The organism is Paenibacillus sp. J22P51 (assembly GCF_059692215.1).
Genome location: NZ_JCAUAZ010000001.1, coordinates 343,696 through 361,785 on the forward strand (window position 1 = coordinate 343,696; position 18,090 = coordinate 361,785).

Annotated in this window: 11 protein-coding genes; all 11 read right to left on the minus strand. The window is 46.0% G+C overall.

Translation table 11 applies throughout. The features are described 5' to 3' along the window. Positions 1–51: 51 nt before the first annotated feature. Positions 52–1,425: a glycoside hydrolase family protein gene (locus AC58QC_RS01145; protein ID WP_497413374.1), complete on the minus strand. Its 1,374-nt coding sequence runs from the start codon at positions 1,423–1,425 to the stop codon at positions 52–54. A 111-nt stretch (positions 1,426–1,536) separates the two neighbouring features. Then, on the minus strand, positions 1,537–2,862 hold the full coding sequence (locus tag AC58QC_RS01150) for an alpha-L-fucosidase (protein ID WP_497413375.1): 1,326 nt from the start codon (positions 2,860–2,862) through the stop codon (positions 1,537–1,539). 60 nt (positions 2,863–2,922) lie between these two features. Continuing rightward, entirely contained in the window at positions 2,923–4,056 is a 1,134-nt protein-coding gene (locus AC58QC_RS01155) for a glycoside hydrolase family 88 protein (RefSeq protein WP_497413376.1), read from the minus strand. 275 nt (positions 4,057–4,331) lie between these two features. Further along, the gene (locus AC58QC_RS01160) at positions 4,332–5,918 is read right to left on the minus strand and encodes a DUF3502 domain-containing protein (RefSeq protein WP_497413377.1); all 1,587 of its coding nucleotides are present in this window, start codon (positions 5,916–5,918) and stop codon (positions 4,332–4,334) included. 55 nt (positions 5,919–5,973) lie between these two features. Further along, positions 5,974–6,882, minus strand: coding sequence for a carbohydrate ABC transporter permease (locus tag AC58QC_RS01165; RefSeq protein WP_497413378.1), 909 nt, complete (start codon positions 6,880–6,882; stop codon positions 5,974–5,976). 26 nt (positions 6,883–6,908) lie between these two features. Then, positions 6,909–7,874 carry an ABC transporter permease gene (locus AC58QC_RS01170; RefSeq protein ID WP_497413379.1) on the minus strand — a complete coding sequence of 322 codons (966 nt, stop codon included), beginning with the start codon at positions 7,872–7,874 and terminating at the stop codon, positions 6,909–6,911. 676 nt (positions 7,875–8,550) lie between these two features. Next, the gene (locus AC58QC_RS01175; protein ID WP_497413380.1) at positions 8,551–9,753 is read right to left on the minus strand and encodes a multidrug effflux MFS transporter; all 1,203 of its coding nucleotides are present in this window, start codon (positions 9,751–9,753) and stop codon (positions 8,551–8,553) included. Positions 9,754–9,974: 221 nt separating this feature from the next. Further along, positions 9,975–11,555 carry an extracellular solute-binding protein gene (locus tag AC58QC_RS01180; RefSeq protein ID WP_497413381.1) on the minus strand — a complete coding sequence of 527 codons (1,581 nt, stop codon included), beginning with the start codon at positions 11,553–11,555 and terminating at the stop codon, positions 9,975–9,977. Continuing rightward, positions 11,545–13,875, minus strand: coding sequence for a helix-turn-helix domain-containing protein (locus AC58QC_RS01185; protein WP_497413382.1), 2,331 nt, complete (start codon positions 13,873–13,875; stop codon positions 11,545–11,547). The genes AC58QC_RS01180 and AC58QC_RS01185 overlap by 11 nt, the downstream gene beginning before the upstream one ends. Positions 13,876–14,091: 216 nt before the next feature. After that, positions 14,092–16,341: a glycosyl hydrolase family 95 catalytic domain-containing protein gene (locus AC58QC_RS01190; RefSeq protein WP_497413383.1), complete on the minus strand. Its 2,250-nt coding sequence runs from the start codon at positions 16,339–16,341 to the stop codon at positions 14,092–14,094. An 83-nt stretch (positions 16,342–16,424) separates the two neighbouring features. Beyond that, on the minus strand, positions 16,425–18,062 hold the full coding sequence (locus tag AC58QC_RS01195; RefSeq protein ID WP_497413384.1) for an extracellular solute-binding protein: 1,638 nt from the start codon (positions 18,060–18,062) through the stop codon (positions 16,425–16,427). Positions 18,063–18,090: the final 28 nt, after the last annotated feature.

The following is an 18,090-nucleotide window of genomic DNA, read 5'->3' on the forward strand; positions in this document are numbered from 1 at the left end:
GTAGAGAAAAGTCCCTTACTTCCGCTTCAAGCGGCAAGCAAGGGACTTTTTTTATTTGATTTTCAGATCACAATCCGCCTCAATGATTCCCTGCCCCGGAAATAGCTTAACACAGAAGGAGTCGTCCATGACCATACTGGCTGCCATTTTCAATATAATTTTTTTGTTTTCCACAAGGTTTTCTACCAAAAACTTGGTGCCCTTCCCATTAAAAACACAGCCGAACATATTGATCCTGGTTGTAAAATAATCCGGCATAGCCTTGTCCCCGTGGAATATAATGCCGTTTGCCCTTATACTGGAATTGGCAATAGTCACCACATCCAGTGGCGTATTGATCGAGATTAAGGGCTCCGCCTTATCATGCAGCACTCGGATATTATCGAAAACGATATGCTCCTGACGGGGTATTTCAGCTCCCGGATAATAAGAGCGGCTGTATCGGCCAATGTCAAAATGCACGGAAAAACTGGTTCTTGCTTTGTTTAAGAAAATATTCCGGAACGTCACATTCCGGACTCCAGCGGTGTAGGTAACATCTGTTTGAACCATGGTCCAATGAATACCATCGATGACCCGAGTGCCGCTTTCATGAAGAGGCTGCGAAAGTGAAACGTAGACCTTGGAGTCCGGATCAGCCTTAACCCGATACAGACGCCCACCCGATACTACCGTATCCGACTTTTGCACTTCCATCCCAGTCTGCCAGTCCTTCCAAGCTCCAGCAAGAATGCGACAAAAATAACCCACTGAATCGGTATTTTCTTTGTTACGGGGAAGATCATAACAGTTTTCAACGAGCCCCTCTTCGATCCACCCCAGCTCCGGGTTGCCAACGTCATAATCGTGGGCATTAAGTCCTATGGCATCGTCATAGGTTTCAAATACGCCATTGCTAATGTGAAACCGTTTGCCCCTTCCGAGATGAATACCGTCCTTATCTCCCTTAATAATTACATCCTGGATGATGATATCCTCGAAGGTGCAGATGTGAATACCGTACTGCCATTTCCCTAAATCCATACAGCGAAAGCGTTCAATTTTCAAGTCTTTTACATAGAAAAATGCGAGCTGGCCATGCAGACCAAACACTTCATCAAACTTGCGGATATCCATTCCATTGACAATAATATGGAGGTTTTCAACCAAGATGTTCGCATCATAGGTTTTGCTCAGTGCTCCCTTGTTCAACAGAACGTGAGAAAATGGCCCCTCCTCGTCCTCCTTCTGTACGAATACTTGATTGCCGAAGATCAATGATGTAAAGCTTCCGATATAGACGGTCCTAGCAAGCTTATAGGTTCCCGGACGGGATACCATGATCGTTCCACCTGCATCAAGAGCCTTTTGTAAAGCTCGGGCATTCTCGATCCCCGTCGCTTCAGGAAAGAATCCGTAATCTGCTGCATCGTTAAAATTGTTCATGATCTAATACTCCTTCTGTCGTTTAGTGATCCCTTTCTATCAAAGATCTGCCTAAATTAACCCCGGTAGGATGAGCATATTTAAATGATAAAATCCTTCGATTATCCAAATCTATGCCTCTAGCAGTTCAATGGCAAGGACGGTGTTTATTTTATCGGGGAGTTCAGCTGTATCAAAATGAATAAACGCATCATTGGGGAATGCTTCATGATGCAAAGGCAGATACAATTTCATTTCTGCGCCATTGTTAAGCAGTCTGACTTTTTTAATTGTTCCTTTCAGACCTTGAAGGATTGTTGGCCCCAACCCCTTCTCATGAATATGGGCATAAAGCATGTTGCCATTCTGCGTGAAACGTCCCCATTCTGGTTTAGGCTGTCGTGAGATCCCGCACGAATAGATGCTCTCTCCATTCTTCTTCAGCCATTTTCCAACTTCGTTAAGGATGGCCAGCGACTCCTCAGGAATTTCCCCTAGTGCATTGGGACCCACATTGATTAAGAGATTGCCACCCTTGCTGGTGGACTCCACAAGACCTCGTATTACTGTTTCAGCTGTCTTGTAGTTGAAGTCCTTAGCATAATAGCCCCAATTGTTATTCAATGTAATACAGGCTTCCCAGGGTAAATCAAGACCATCTGCATTCTGCATGCCTCCGGCAGGTAGGATCTGCTCCGGAGTCGCCAAATCGCCGGCGTATTCTTCCGGATTTCTTGATTCTATCGTTCGATATAGGGTTGAATGCTGATCTAAAAGCCTATTATTAATGATAATATGGGGCTGTAATGACCGAACCATACGAACAAGCTCAGTAGCTCCCCATTTCTCCCCTTGCATGTCGTCGTAGCTGAAATCGAAAAACAAGAGATCAATTTTGCCATAATTGCTCATCAATTCCTTAACCTGTCCATGAAGATAGTCCAGATATCTTGGGAAATCATGCTTTTTATTTTTAAACGCCTCGTTGTTGTTCATCGGATGCCAGCGGTCGCCATAGGCAGGGAAATCTTCGTGATGCCAGTCTACCAACGAATAATACAAGCCTACCTTCAGGCCTTCCGCCCTGAATGCTTCCACATATTCCTTGATCAAATCGCGTCCTGCAGGCGTATTGGTCGCCTTATAATCCGTTAACTTGCTGTCAAACAGGCAGAAACCGTCATGATGCTTAGCCGTCATTACGGCATATTTCATGCCGGCTGCTTTTGCAGCTTTGGCCCATTCCTTGGGATTATAGTTGGTTGGATTGAATTCTTCAAAAAACGGCTGGTAGTCTTCCACGCTAATTTTTTCAAATGATCGTACCCATTCCCCTCTGGCAGGAATTGCATAGATCCCCCAGTGGATGAACATGCCAAACCGTACATCCATAAACCATTCGGTACGCTTTTTCCTGTCCTGATAAACTTCAACGGTATCCTTTGTATTCGCTGTCACGTTTAATTACCTCCCATTTCACACTGATTGGGACCATCATTATTCATAATTGGCCATACCTTATAATAACTCTTTCAATTTTGCTATTGCCTCGATGTAATAATAGTCTCCGTAAATCAAAGCGCCGTTTTGAACATTTGTGAATTGGTTATTCCCTGTATGAAAAGCTCCTGTCGCGTTTGTCAGGATGCATTCATCCGAAAAATCCCATATGGCACATTTCTCGTCAAGCGCCTTTAGTATAAAGAGAGCAGATTGGATATACAGGTCTTTCTCTGCATCTGGCACAGCTTTAGCAATTTCTATTAAGCCGCAAGCGGTAAGTGCACCTGCGCTGCTATCGAGAAGTGTGGCATCAGCTGGCTGTCTGTAATCGCACGGTGGTACATAACCTGTGAGCGGTAAGCACGCTAACACATAATGTGCAATCCGTTTCGCTGCATGCAGATACTCCGCTTTCCCCGTCCAGTTATACGTTTGAGCGAAGCCATAAATAGCCCAGCTCTGGCCTCTTGACCATGAAGAGCCGATTTCATAGCCTTGACCCATTGGTTTTTCAATAACTTCACCTGTAGTTTTATCGTAACTAACAATATGATTAACAGATCCGTCTTCCCGTATGAAATCCTTCAACGTCTTGTCCGCATGCTGGATGCCAATATGCTTGAATCGATCATCCTTGCTTTGTTCACTTGCCCAGAAAAGCAAAGGGATATTCATCATACAATCGATGATCGCCAAGCCTTCATTTTCAATGCCGTTCCATGCGCGGATATAGCCACCAGCTAAATTGTATCGGGCAGATAACACATTTGCAGCCAGCATTGCCCGCTGTCTTGCTCCATTATCCCCTGTGATCTCATGATTTAGCACACTGGTTAACAGCCACATAAAGCCAACATCGTGATGCAATTCATCATAACTATGTAAGACTGCTTCCATCTTTGGTTCAATGCTTTGTGCATATACCTTATAGGTTTCGATGTTCGTACCTTTGTACAGCTGCCATAGAATCCCGGCCCAGAACGAATTCGTCCACCAGCCAAGCTCAGAATGCCAATCGTCATACACACCATTAATGGTCGTGTACGGGAAACCATCTTGGATGCGTTTAGAGGTCTTGGAGATTTTAGCAGCTATTCGATCCCATGTGCCTAGAATATACGCTTTATTTTCCATTAAAATCGATTTCACTTTGTGCGCCTCCATTATATTAACGCGTTAATTCATTGGTCGAATAACCTAAGAATATTGGGATTCCCAAAGGATCCTTCAACGGGAAAGAAAGCGGACGCGGATATGCCCACGCCCACCACTCACCTTCACGCTGCGTCCCGGCTCAGTTCGGACACGATTTTAAGCATATAGTTCATGATTTTATCCAGGCATAATTGATAGGAGCGATCTTACATCTTGAGATCCATATTCACTACTCCTAATTTAATTCGACCATCACACTTGGTGTGTGTTTATTTAGCTGGATTTGCCTTCATATAGGCATTAACCTGGTTCTGAATTTCAGCAATAATTTTATCCGAGCCTGCTTTTTTCATCTTCTCGATCATTTGTTTATATAAATCTTCATGATTCGAAACTGCTCCGCTGTAAAGAGCCAACTCGTATTCTTTTCTTACCGCATCAAACTGTGTTAATTCCGTCTTAATCGGCTCGATGTTTAATTTAAAATTGCCTAGAGGGTTTGGAAGTGCTTTCGGATTCATGAAATCGCGGATATAAGCTTTAAACGGATCTTTAACTTTGTCCGTAGGTGAAAAATTTGTTCCTATATTTTGCCCAGGCATTTGATATTTGGCTTGCGCAGCATCTTTAATAATTGGAACCGGCGTACCATTCTCTGATCTTGTGAAGTGCTCACCTTCAATACCGTAAGCCAATGTCTCATAAAGGTCATATTGTGTATTGACTGCCTCCAGATATTGAATGGCACGTTCCGGATTTTTGCTAGTGGATGGAATGACGAATCCAATAATATTGTTTGCAGGAGCTACAAAGAAATCTTTTGCCCAAGCTATGGTTGAAACCGGGTAACCGTAAGCGATAGTATCCAACTTATCTTGATCGATTTCCGGGTACGCAGGATTTTTAACATATTGCGTTGTCATCGCTAACACGTTGCCATCGAGCTTTTTCTCATACTGTCTGCGGTTCTGCATGCTCAAAATGTCTTTCTCGATATATCCCTTTTGATACCAGTCGGCATGAACATCGTACATCATCTTGACCTCAGGCTGTTCAAAGTAATTGAGAATTTTAACGCCTTTATCCTCTTTGTTGGCTACGAAAGACCAGTTGTATAACGCATAGTAAGCCCTCTGCGGCAGCCATGCCATCGTTTCTATACTGACACCTCTACGGATCTGGTTATTATCTTTGAGTTTTTTTAAATAATCACTTAATATGTCATATGTTTCTTTTTTAACTGGACCATTGTCATTTTCAAGTGTTGCCTTTAGCTTCGGAATATCTAGGTACTTGTCTGCCAATTCTTTTTGCATCTTGAGTCCGACGAATTTATCCGTAATCGTTCCATAATGAGGTACGGCATAGATTTTACCGTCCACCTTGGCTCTCTCCCAAATCATTTCCGGGATAAATGACTTGAGCTTTGGCGCTTTATTAAGCAGCTCATCTAGCGGCATAATACTGCCTTTTTTTGCTTCTACAGTCAGATCATTTTTAGCCGAGCCTGAGCCATTGCTCAGATCTGCCACATCGACAGTCTCTCCAGCCGCAATGAGAAGGCGAAGCTTTTCCTCATATTGCTCTTGACCCACAATGTTGATGTTGGCGGTTGTATTCGGGAGCGCAACAGCAAGCTGTTTATTGAAGGCATCAATCACCTTCTGGGTATCTGCCTGCTGCCCATTGCCCGAGTATAAGACCTTCAGATTTACATCCTTTGATGCAGTGGGTGCAGAAGATCCTTTAGAACTGTCTGTCGTTTGTGCACTCTTGGATTGGCATGCCGTCATTCCTACCACAGTTACCAAGCTTAGTGCAACTAAAGCACCAGCCATTGTTTGCCTCTTTTTCATTCGGAATCCACCTCATTAGGTTATTTGTAGACTGTCATATAAACTTTTGCAAAAACTATCCTTTAACAGCTCCAACGGTCAAGCCACGCGTAAAATATTTCTGAAAGAATGGAAACACGAAGAGCATAGGCCCGGCGGCAACCACACACATCGCATACCTTAAGCTATCGGTTGGAAGTTTGGCGTACGGCATGCCGGGTGGCGCGTTTTCCATCATCCCTTGAATGGCTTGTGCATCCATTAAAATCTTTTGCAGCAAAAATTGAAGCGTATACAATTTGGTGTCATTAATGTACAAGAAAGTCGTATACCAGTTGTTCCAGCGTTCCAGCAGCGTCAGTAGCGCAATCGTAGCGAGCACTGGCTTGGAAAGCGGCAAGATAATTTGAAACAAGACGCGTATTTCCCCAGCCCCATCTACCTTAGCGGACTCCACAAGAGATTTAGGAAGTCCCTGATAGAAAGACCGGATAATGAAAATGAAGAACGCATTCACAAGCCACGGTTGAAAAATATAAATCCATATCGTGTCGCCAAGATGCAGGTACTTTGTGTTCAGAATATAGGTCGGAATCAATCCCCCACTAAAAATCAACGTAAAAACCAGATAATAGTTTAACTGCTTACGCAACTTGAAGTATCCCCGGGACAAACTATAAGCACACATGGCCATGAATAGAACGCCAATAAACGTTCCCAATAACGATTGAAAAGCAGTAACCATATAAGCGTCACTCACAGAACCTGGATTCGAAAACACATATTTGTAGGCAGTAAGATCGAATGTCTTCGGTATTAAGCTAAATCCGTCTCTAATCAATGAGTCCTCATTAGTAAACGAAACGGATACGACAAAAAGTAGAGGGACTATGAATACGAAGACTGCAAATAGAGTGAAAAAAGCATAGATCAGAATGTCAACCCAACTTGTCTTGACTCTCCTTGCCTTAAGGGTGCTCTGCATCTCTCTCGCCTCCTTTCTATACTAGATTAATAGAGACTATTCTGAGGCGAAACCCTCTTGACTACGAAGTTAGCAATCACGACCGTTATGAGTCCAACAACCGATTGGAAGAAGCCGACAGCAGTTGCAGCTCCCAAATCGCCCCCGCGAAGTCCACGAAACACATACGTATCGATAATGTCGGTGGCTGGATATAAAAGTCCGACATCTCTAGGAATCTGGTAAAACAATCCGAAATCCCCTCTGAAAATGTTAGCAAGCTGCAAAATGCTTAGTGTGATTATCAATGGCCATAAAGCCGGAAGTGAGATATAGAAAGCCTGCTGGACGCGGTTGGCACCATCAATTTTAGCCGCTTCATACTGCTCCGAATCAATCCCAACGAGAACTGCATAATACATAAGGCAATCCAGCCCAATGTGCTTCCATAAGTTGCACACCACCAGAATAATCGGCCAAGCCTTTATCTCATTGAACCACATCACCGGCTCCATCCCGACAAACTCTAACATCTGATTCAAAACACCTTGCGTCGGGCTTAAAAAAATATAAGTAATATACGAAACGATAATCCATGAAAGAAATCGGGGAATCGTCATCGCAGTCTGAAATAACTTGATCGCGCTCTTGTTCTTTACTTCGAACAACATCAGCGAAATGACAACTGCAAATAAAATCCCCAGAATGATAAAAGTGAAGCCATAAGCAAGCGTGTTTCTTGTAATGCGCCAGGCATCCAATGAATTTAAGAAAAAATCAAAGTTTTTGAGTCCGATCCATTCGCTTCCGAGAATCCCCAAATTATATCTGAAATCCTTAAAAGCAAGAATTAATCCACCCATAGGGAGATAGTTAAACACGAACAGAACAAGTACAGCTGGTAAGGTTAACAAACTAAGCGATATATTTTCCATGAACACATTTTTTTTGAATCTCTTCGTTTTCATTGTAGCTGATGTAGCCAGTCGAACTGTCTCGGCTGACGAATTCATGGCCTCTCTCCTTCCGTTTCCACGTTTTCTCTCTTTTACTTGCAATGGAACAGCAATTGTGCAAGATTTATAAATCTAGTATTCTTATCCAAGAGGATGATAATCAACAGGCCTGTTTTTTATCTTTCATGGTATGCATTCATTATAATGTAAGCGTTTCTTTTTTTGTCCCCTAGTATTTCTACATTCGTGTATGTAAATTCACTTCTTCCTTTTATCTAGAATAGTGACTTTTCTTAACATAGGTATTATGAATTTACATCAAAGGGTGGGAGTACTATCCGAAGAATACCGTTTTCCGCATCGGTTTCGGACTATGGGAAGACATTCCGCGGCAGCAATCGGGCTGTCATGCACGGCGGAACCGTTGACGGATTTCGAACTTGGATGTACCTTATACCTGAAGAGAAGCTAGGATATAAATGCAGCTCTCATGTGGGTAAACTTACTCAAGAATGAAACAATCAACGGTGGGGTAAAAACTGGATATGCGGTTACAACGATTACAGGTCTTCTTTTCACCCCATATTTGATGTATTGGAATCTCGTTGGCAAGTTGTTTTAGATTAAAAAAAGCAAACTCCTTATGGAGTTTGCTTTTTTTAATTTAACAGCTAATTTGATCCTGGATAAGGAATATTGTCTGGATAAAAGCAGCCTTTTGTTTTGGTTTTCGTCAAGCCGCCTCTTTCAAACCTTTTTTCACTAAAAGGAAGTAAGACAGCATCGCTGCGGCGCTAGTGGTTAAAATAATGACACCCAGCGGAACAGCCGTGTCTTCCCCGGCAATGCCGACTAGCGGAGAAACGACCGCACCGAGCAAAAAGGGAATGACGCCCATCAGCGCAGCCGCACTGCCCGCTCTGTGCCCCTGGGTCTCCATCGCAAGAGGAAAAGCTGCCGTGGATGTAATACCGATGGCCGCTACAAAGAAAACGAGCGGAATAACGAGTGCGTACAACGGCCCGTGGAAAATAGCCACCATTAAGACGGCGATGCTGGCTGCGCCAGCAAGCAATAGACCGAACAGCATGAAGGTGTGCTCCGAAACACGGTGAGACATCCGACCAACCAATTGCGAGCCGATGATCAAGGTGATGCCGTTCGAGCCGAACAACAATGCAAATACCGTTGGGGAAACCCCGTAAATATTTTGATAAATAAAAGGTGTTCCGGAAACGTAAGCGAAGACCCCCGCAATCATGATCCCTTGCGCGAACATATAGCCCACAAATGAGCGGTCTCGCAAGAGCGATCCATAATTTCGCAGTTGCTGAGCAAAATTGCTAGGACTGCGGCGCTCGACAGGCAGCGTCTCTTGGAGTCTCCATTTTGTCATAGCAAGGAGGAAGGTTCCTAGTAGTGCCAAAGCAATAAAGACGCCGATCCAGCTCGTGATCGCTAGAACACCGCTTCCCGTCACTGGCGCCACAAGCGGACCTAAGTTTCCGACTAGCAAGAGAAGCGAGAAAAATTTGGTAAGCTCGTGACCGCTAAACATATCGCGTGCGATTGCCCGGGAAATAACAATACCCGCCGACGCAACAAACCCCTGCACGAGCCGTGAAAAGATCAGAAGCCATATACTCGGCGCGATCGCACAAGCTATGGATGCCACAACAAATAGAGCCATGGAAATTAGCAGCGGCTTGCGCCTGCCATAGACGTCGCTGAGCGAACCCATGACCACTTGGCCGATACCCAGTCCGAGTAAGCAGGCGGTTAGGCTGAGCTGGACGAGGGAAGCTGTCGTACCGAATTGTACTACAATCTGAGGAAATGCAGGTAAATACATATCGATTGTAAAAGGCCCGAGTGTCGAAAATAAACCGAGCAGCAGCGCTAGTCGAACGGCAGACTGATTGTTCTTGTTGGTCATCGTATGAGGTTCTCCTAATCTTCATTCCATATCCGGAACTCTTATCTGTTTTTTGTTACACCATAACATAACTGTACAGTTTATGACAACAGTTATATAGTGACATGACAAAAACAAAAAGCAGCCGATCCAGGAGTTTCCTGTACCAACTGCTTCTCAACTGTTTGATGCGGCCGATAACACGTGGTTAAACCATAATCCTGATTTCATGCAGGATCCGATTACTTAATCACCGTATTCAGCTTTTTCCGATCATCTGGCAGCTTGGTATACTTTGCACGGTATAAGTCAAGCACCCGACTGACCCCCAGCTTTTCTAATTCTTCCTGAAAATAATTCCAATCCGTATCCATCGTAAGCTCTCCGGTCACGAATTTAATCAACTTCTCAGTCCGAAACTTATTGAGCGGAGTCATGACTTTCGTTATCTCAACCATTTCGTCCTGATTGAACGAGACGGCCGGTCCTGAGAAAAACCCGATTCGACTCGCGTTATCGTTATACATGCGCTGCCCTTCAAGCCCGACTGCCCCCCACTTTCTCGCATACTCCGCATCTTGGTCATAAGGCGGCCAGATGCCCGTACGTCCGTCCACGCCTAGCAGTTCAGGGGTTACCGTCCCCGTCGAATTCAGCTTCGTCTTCAGCTTTACGGCATATTTACGCTCCCCGTTCACCCATTTAAACGTCTCTCCTTCAATTCCCCAATTCGTTAGCTCCATCATCTCATCGGAATATTGATAATCGAGCAGGCGAATGAGTTCATCAATATGGTTGGAATGCGCATTGATGGCGATCACCCAATCTCCTTGCGAGTTTGCATATTGTACCGGTAGAAGTGCCTGCAGACCGTTCTCAGTGATGGGTGGCTGTACAGCTTTCAAGCTAAATAACGGATCCTGTTTTTTCCCTTTCTCTATCCACCCGTCCATTTCTGTAAAATATTCGCCGAATAAAGCGAAGGTCTTGCCCTTCGTAATGTTTTCAAAAAATTGAGCTTCAGAATCGGTTGTAAAATCGGGATCGATCAATTTGGCTTCATAAAATTTGTGAGCCAATTCGACCGCTTTCTTGAAATTGGGCTCAATCGGCCCGAACTTAAACATCATTTCATCGTTATTGAAATAAATGCCGCTTTGCGTATGATATGCCATGAAAAAGTTATCGAGCAAGTGATCCGGCCCCCAACGATTTGAAATCGGCTTTGAGTCGGGATAAATTTGCTTAAGTTGTTTCAGCGAATCATAAAGCTCGTCGAATGTTTTGGGCAGCAGCATGCCATTCCGGTAAAAAATGTCTTCACGCAGCAAATAGCCGATGGGCATTTGCCCATACGTATTTAGACCGTCGATACCGTATAGCTTGTCATCCTCAGAGACGATGCTGTCGTAGATTTGTGGATATTTGTTTATCCAGCCTTGTAAATTCGGCATTTGATTCAAATAGGGACGAAGATCGAGCAGCAGCCCCTGAGGACCGAACCGCTGAACCATTTCTTTGTTAATGACGAAAATATCGGGTTTTTCTCCTGAAGTCGTGAGCAACTGCTTAACCCGCTTCATATACTCGGCAACTGGAAACTGAATCCAATCAAACTTAATATGGACTCGTCGTTCGAATTCGCGGTCAATCAGCGTATCCCGTTCTCGATCGAATGAGGGTACGACTGCTTTGATGACAATTGGAGATTCGAAAGTCGTACTCGTTGCCCGCTTTCCGAATATAACGTAGGTCGAAGAAAGGACCATCGCCGCGCATATGGAGAAGATGACGATCATCATTCTTTTCTTCTTATTCAGCAAGACCTATCCCCCCTACAGCCTCGCAGCCGTTACCCGCTTTGACACCCTTGCGATATTCGTTCGGCGTCGTGCCTTCCAGCTTCTTGAACATACGGATAAAAGCGTTCGCGTTATTAAATCCGATCTGCTTTCCAATGTCATTCGCCGTGCAATCGGAACCGAGCAGCAGCTCCTTTGCTTTTTCAATGCGCAGCCCGTTAATGTAATCGGTAAACGTAACGCCTTTATGTTTCTTGAAATATTGTGAAACGTAGTTCGCATTTAGGTCGAAACGATCAGCGATTGTCGTCAAATTCACTTCCGCTAGATTTGCAGCGATATAGTCGAGCATCCCGGACAGCGCCTGTGACGACTGTTGCAGTGTCTGCACGTGCACTGTCACTTTTCCGTACACGTTGCGGCAGAGCGCTTCAATCGGCAGCGGACTTTGCATCGTATTCACGCGTGCGATCAGTTCACCGGCGGGCATGCTAAAGATTGACTCTTCATCGATACGACGCGAATACACAGTTTCCACGGCAAAATAGAGTAGGTCGCTCACCAATTGCCGGAATAACTTAAACGATATATGCTGCTTCTTTGCCCCTTCGAAGAGCTGATCCAATAAATGAGCGGCACCCTCTACATGGCCGTTCTCCAAATATTTGCGCAGCGTCTCCTTTTTGTCAGCCGTAATTAGAGTGCCAGTCCCTATCGGGTTACTGTCCGCCTCCCCAAAGACGATCCCACCGCTGCTCACGCTGCGCATATCGAGGATCGTACACGCATCCTTGTACGTTTTCCACGTTTGATCCAATTGCACGAAAATCGGACTAACGCCGACTGCCAGGCTTACTTCGACTCCATAATCCTCTTGATATTGCGTTAAAACCGCCTCAAGCTTCACGACCAACGCATCCAAGTCGCAAGCATCCTGTTCCTGCAGAAAAATTACGCTTTCGTTCTCAGACATATCAAGTACTGGCTTGTTTAAGGTGACAAGCAATCGTTTATACTCTTCGACCGCTAATTCGCTTTCTCCTGCGAAGCCTACCCTGACGACAGCCAGCGCGAAGCAACCCCCGTCGCGGAAGAAATCGTATTTTTGCTGAAGCCTTTCGATATCTTCCTGATTGAGTTGCTGGTTCAATGCGCGGTACAGAAAGATTTGCAACAACGAAGGCAGACTTTCCTGTTGAAACTGCTGCAGTGTCGTTATATTTTCTTTAATATAGTCGTATTCTGACTTGCCGTTCTCGCAAGGCGCCTTCGCGAAACGTTTCACATAATTGACCATCTCCGCGAGTGGCGAGTAAATACCGAACGTGAAGACTACTGAAACGATCGTCCCTATCAACATGAACAAGGCGATAAGGCCGATCGTCATGTAAAGGAACTTATTGATCGGACCCGTCAGCATTTTCTCCGGTGTTACGATCAGGAAGCCGATATTGTTCCAAGACGACGGCTGAAACGACAGCATATAGTTGTCTCCGTCAATCGATGCTTCTGAATCGGTTTTAACATCTTTCACATTCAAACTAAGCTCCTCGAGGCTGAACGTTCCGTCTAGCATTTTACGATTGGTCGCGCTGATTAGTCGGTTATGGAGCGTATCGACGAGGTAGATGTCGCCCTTCTTCGTAATATTCATGTTATCGATCATCTGATAAATTTTTAGTTCATCTATATTAACGATCATATAGCTTCGCGCATGAGCAATGCTTTCGATATTGAGGACTAGCGGGACGATTGTTTTGTACTTTTTCTCGGCCGACACGTCTGTCTGTCTGTAAACGTCTGTCGCGGGAAATATTGTCGACACGATCCCCTTATCGATTTCGTCGTTCCAAAATGGCTGTGAATAACCCTTGTAGCGGTAATATTGGTTAAGGTAAAAAGCAGTTTCGTAGGAGCCGGATCCGGCCAAAACCGTATCAATGTTTTGAAAATAAATGAAGGCATCGTCCACTGTGTCGTCGCTTATGTAAAGATCGTACAGCTTGCTGCTTAAGGCATAGGTTGAAGAGGCGTAATTTTTTTGTGATTTGTCGGTCATCGATATCAAATTGAGGTAGTTGGAATCGGAAGAGATACTGTACCCCTTGTCTTTGATTTTGTTGAACAAGCTGTCAAGTGAAGAAGAAACGACACGCAAATAATTGTGGTTCGCTTCCTTTGCATCGTCGATCATCCTATAATTCGAATAAGTTGCAATCATGATTGACGATACCATGAGCAGCACGGTCAGAACGAAAAAACGAAGAAAAATCGTGATCAGCGTCCTTTTATTCATACCTGGTGTACCCTTGCGCGGAAATGATTTTATCAGTCGTCTCATGTATGTTCCCTCCTGAAACGAAAACTGTCCTGAAAACATGAAAGCGCGAAAATTTGGAAGCGCATTCAATATTCTCGGTGAAACGATTATAACATGAATACATGATCTTCCAAAAGTTAGTTAATTCCATTTCGAATTGTCAAGCTGTATTAGTGCAGGCATGTCGGCAAGTCATGTTCAGACTTGCCGACATTGCCCCGCATCATGAAGTAAATCTTACACCACGGTAAGCATGCAGGTCTCCCCTGCTTGCATAGAGATTGTCAAAATGTCTTTCATTCCGCAAACGCGCTCCTCCGTCTTTTCGCGGATCCGAATTTGTACTCTTTCGCTCGCGAAATCGTTCTGCACACGGAAGAAACCGTCGCGTTCGGCATGCAGTTCAATATAATCGAGCCGGTTCGCACTTAATCGCGCCGAGACGAGTACGCCCATTTCCCCGCGAAAATCGTGGAACTCGACGTCCTTTGCCGCCCATTCATGGGGAATCGCCGGAAACGCTCGGATCGTCTCGCTATCCGTATGCAGCAGCATTTCCTGGAGCGCACAAATAGCGGCAAAGTTGCCTTCGAGCGTAAACGGTCGGTAATGAAACATGCAGACGCCTGCTTTTTTATAATCGCCATTCAGATGAAACCCGTTCGGTGAGCACGTGTAGTGCCACATTTGCTGCAGATGATAAATCGCCGCTTCGCCGTTGCCCTGCTGCGCGTACATGGCGGCCGCCCAAGCGAACGAATAGCCGACCCATTGGCCCTTGCCGAGTACCTCCAAGTTAGCGATCGTCGCATCGGTAATCTTGCGATCCCGCTCAGAACCACGTCGGTCAAGCAGCTGCAACGGATAAATGGCCATCATATGAGACATATGCCGGTGGCTTTCCATGAGGCACTCTTCCGGATTGACCATCAGCACATTACGCTCGTTCACGGCAAGCTCCGGGAGCTTGCCAAGCACATCAGCCCATCTTTCTACCTCTGCGGGGTAAGCGAGTCTTTCTGCCATATCGCGCAAACGCCTGAACAAATAAATAAGAAGCGCCAAGTCGTAGTTGCTGATCGGCTCCAGCCATGCTTTGAGCGAATTGTCGTGAATCTCCGGCGAGCTCGATACCGGCAGCCGCAGCTTACCGTCTTCTCCCAGCGTCAGCCAGCGCTGCACGCAGTCCGCCGTTTCCTTGAAGTACACATACGCTTTGTCGCGCAAGAAATCGCCGTCGCCCGTATACAGCCAGTAATGGTCGAACGCCTGACACACCCAAATGTGGTTCGTTATGCTCAAACTATACATCGGCCATCCGCCCATCGCACCGCCGGCGAGCGTCATAACAGATGGAAGATTGATACCCGGAGCATCGAAGAAGCTTTGCGCGAACCGCTTCGCCTCCGGCCGCAAATCCCACAAGAAGTCAAGGAAGCTTTCCCCTTCTTCCAGGTGATTCGCTTTCAAATAGTGCCAGTAGCTGAGCTGCGTATTCAAGTCGTGATGGTAGTCACCTTTCCATGGGGGGAGCAGGCCTTCGTCCGCCGTCCACACCCCTTGCAGCGGCATCGGTGGAGAACCTTTGCGCGAGCAGGATGCGAACAGGTAATTGTTCAAGTACCACATCTTCTCCGCTTCCGCGTCCGGCAAAGCGATCCTGCTCTTACCCCAATAGCGTTTCCACCAGGTGCAATGTTCAAGGAATGCAACGTTAAATCCAGCATCCAGCGCATTGGTAACCTTCTGTTTGGCATCCTCGAGCCACTGCTCGCCGTCATGGTTAGCAGCGATCGTATAGACCGCTTCCCATTCGCCACTTGCCGCTTGTCGTTCAGCGACGACGATGGCATACTCGAGTTCTTGGCATGTCCGCTGATAAAACCAGCGTACATCTCCTTCCTCGTGCACCGTGGCGGCCGGATAGCCGAGCCGGGTTAGACTCGTATGGAAAACGGGATTTGCAGTATCATCCAGCAGCGTACCTGCGTAATCCGGTGGTACGATGTCCAGCCGTTCATTCTCGAAAGGAGCGCCTCCAATTTTAATATAGCCGAGGCCGTTCACTGCATGCAGGTAGCTTTCCACGTGAACGGTACGATCACCAAAAGCCATTACAACATGCGCGCATGCCTCACGGATTGAGAGACGGCTCAACACGCGATCCGCCGGCTTCCCGAAACGCAGCTCCAGCCGACCGGCCGGGAGCTTTGTCGGGTACGGATATTTCTCATAGATGCTGTCGAAGCGACTGAGCAGCCCTTCCTGGTCGCCACGTCGCACGCATGCGATCATTTCCGCATAGGTGAACCCGGCGTCCATCACTTCCGGCGCCAGTCGCAAATCCCACAAATCCCCACGGTCCAAGCTGAATCGAAGCGGCTCCCCGTTTCCCCACAGCAGGCATCCCGTCAATCCATTGCCTAACGGCAGCGCCTCGTCCCATCTTTCAATCGGCTGATTGAAGATCAAATCATGCTGGCTCATCCTATTTACCTCCCCGAATATGCAGACAACTCCTTCCCAGCGTTCTCACGCGAGGAAGGAGGTTGACCTGCTTTAGCTTTCGATTATTTTTTGACCTTTTCGTTCTTCAGCTTCAGAATCGACTCGTAGTCGCCCATTTTCTTGATCGTCGCCTGGAATTTGTCCCAGTCAGCGAAGCTCGTCTCGCCCTTAATGAATTTAACGGCTGATTCATTGACATACGTTGTGACTGGCGTCATCGTATTGGCGATGCGGTCGTTATCATCCTTCGTCAGCAGGATCTTCGGTTCGCGGTCCATCGGAGCGATTGATTCTCTGCCGCCATATTTGTCAGACGCCATATAATAGTTTTCCATCTGCGCTTTGCCGTTGTTATAGAAGAGCACATCCGGAACCGAGGTATAAACGGCAATCCGCTCCTGTGGCGTAAACACGATGCCTGGACGCGTGCGCATCGATGCTGATACGCCCATTTTCGCCAGTTCGCCTACGAAGTCTGCTGAGCTTTTCAATGCCGGCAAGTACTGTTTCTTTCCATCCTTCAATTCGTATGATTTGCCTTCAATACCCCACATTAAGAGATCGATCATTTTGTCGTTGTATTGATAATCAACAAGCTTCACAAGCTGCTCCGGGTTTTTGGCTTTTGCCGAAATAACGAGGCCATAGCCATTATTCAGCCCTTTCCCTTTCGGGTCGCTTCCGTATTTCCATGATTTCCCGTATTTCGAGTTATCGGCGTTCATTGAAAGAGCCCATTTTACACCGGCTTCTTTATTGGCATTCAAATCGGCCACATAACCGGACCAGATGAGCGGGTAAATAAACGATTTGCCGGTCGACGCCTTCGGTTTCGCCTGATCCATCTCATCCGACCAGAATGCCGGATCGAGCAGCTTCTCCGTATACAGCTTATTCAGGAAAATCAATGCCTCCTTATAAGCTTCTTCCGTCGGTCCGTATACGTACTGTTTGCCGTTCCAGTAAATACCACCGTTCGTATGATTCGCATTCAAAATGCCGTCGTAACCTAAATATTGTTCGCTTTGCGCAACCGGATAGGAGTCTGGGTAGAGCGCTTTCAACTTTTTGGCTGCATCGTACATTTCGTCCAGCGTAGTCGGAACCTTGATATTGTTTTTCTCGAAAATATCAAGGCGATATGCCGCTGCGTATTGACTGGGCTCGATATTCGACGGATTCGAGAAGCCATCGTAGAACGCAAACAGTTGCTTGTTTTTGTTCATCAAATATTGCTCGTTATTGTCCGTCGCTGTGATGAATTGCTTATAATTGGGCATTTTGTCCATGTACTTGGAGAGATCCAAGAACAAGCCCTGCTCGCCATATTTAATGATGTTATCCTGACTGCGAACAAGCATGATATCCGGAATGTCGCCGCTTGTGAGCATCACTTGTGTCTTCTCTTTGTACTCGCCCCAAGGAATACGCGTCCACTCAATTGTCGCTTTGGCTCCTAGGTACTTCTCGATTTCCTTCTCATACTCCTGCTGCACGAGCGTCCCCGTCGGATCACCGCCAAAATGCGGGATAACGACCTTCAGCTTCAGTTCCTTTGCATCAGTGACGGCCTTGCCGCCAGAATCGCTTGTTGAAGGTGACGGTGTCGTTCCCTCTTTACCAGAATCGCTTACACAACCAGTCAAAACAGAAGTCACTACAAGGATTGTCGATACTAACATTGTCATTGATTTTTTCACATGTCTTCCCCCTTTGATTGGATGAAAA

What these genes read in the sequence shown, in the direction of transcription:
- AC58QC_RS01165 (WP_497413378.1), bottom strand. Translation starts at nt 6,882, where the DNA reads ATGCAGAGCACCCTTAAGGCAAGGAGAGTCAAGACAAGTTGGGTTGAC.
- AC58QC_RS01185 (WP_497413382.1), bottom strand. Translation starts at nt 13,875, where the DNA reads ATGAGACGACTGATAAAATCATTTCCGCGCAAGGGTACACCAGGTATG.
- AC58QC_RS01145 (WP_497413374.1), bottom strand. Translation starts at nt 1,425, where the DNA reads ATGAACAATTTTAACGATGCAGCAGATTACGGATTCTTTCCTGAAGCG.
- AC58QC_RS01175 (WP_497413380.1), bottom strand. Translation starts at nt 9,753, where the DNA reads ATGACCAACAAGAACAATCAGTCTGCCGTTCGACTAGCGCTGCTGCTC.
- AC58QC_RS01170 (WP_497413379.1), bottom strand. Translation starts at nt 7,874, where the DNA reads ATGAATTCGTCAGCCGAGACAGTTCGACTGGCTACATCAGCTACAATG.
- AC58QC_RS01190 (WP_497413383.1), bottom strand. Translation starts at nt 16,341, where the DNA reads ATGAGCCAGCATGATTTGATCTTCAATCAGCCGATTGAAAGATGGGAC.
- AC58QC_RS01160 (WP_497413377.1), bottom strand. Translation starts at nt 5,918, where the DNA reads ATGAAAAAGAGGCAAACAATGGCTGGTGCTTTAGTTGCACTAAGCTTG.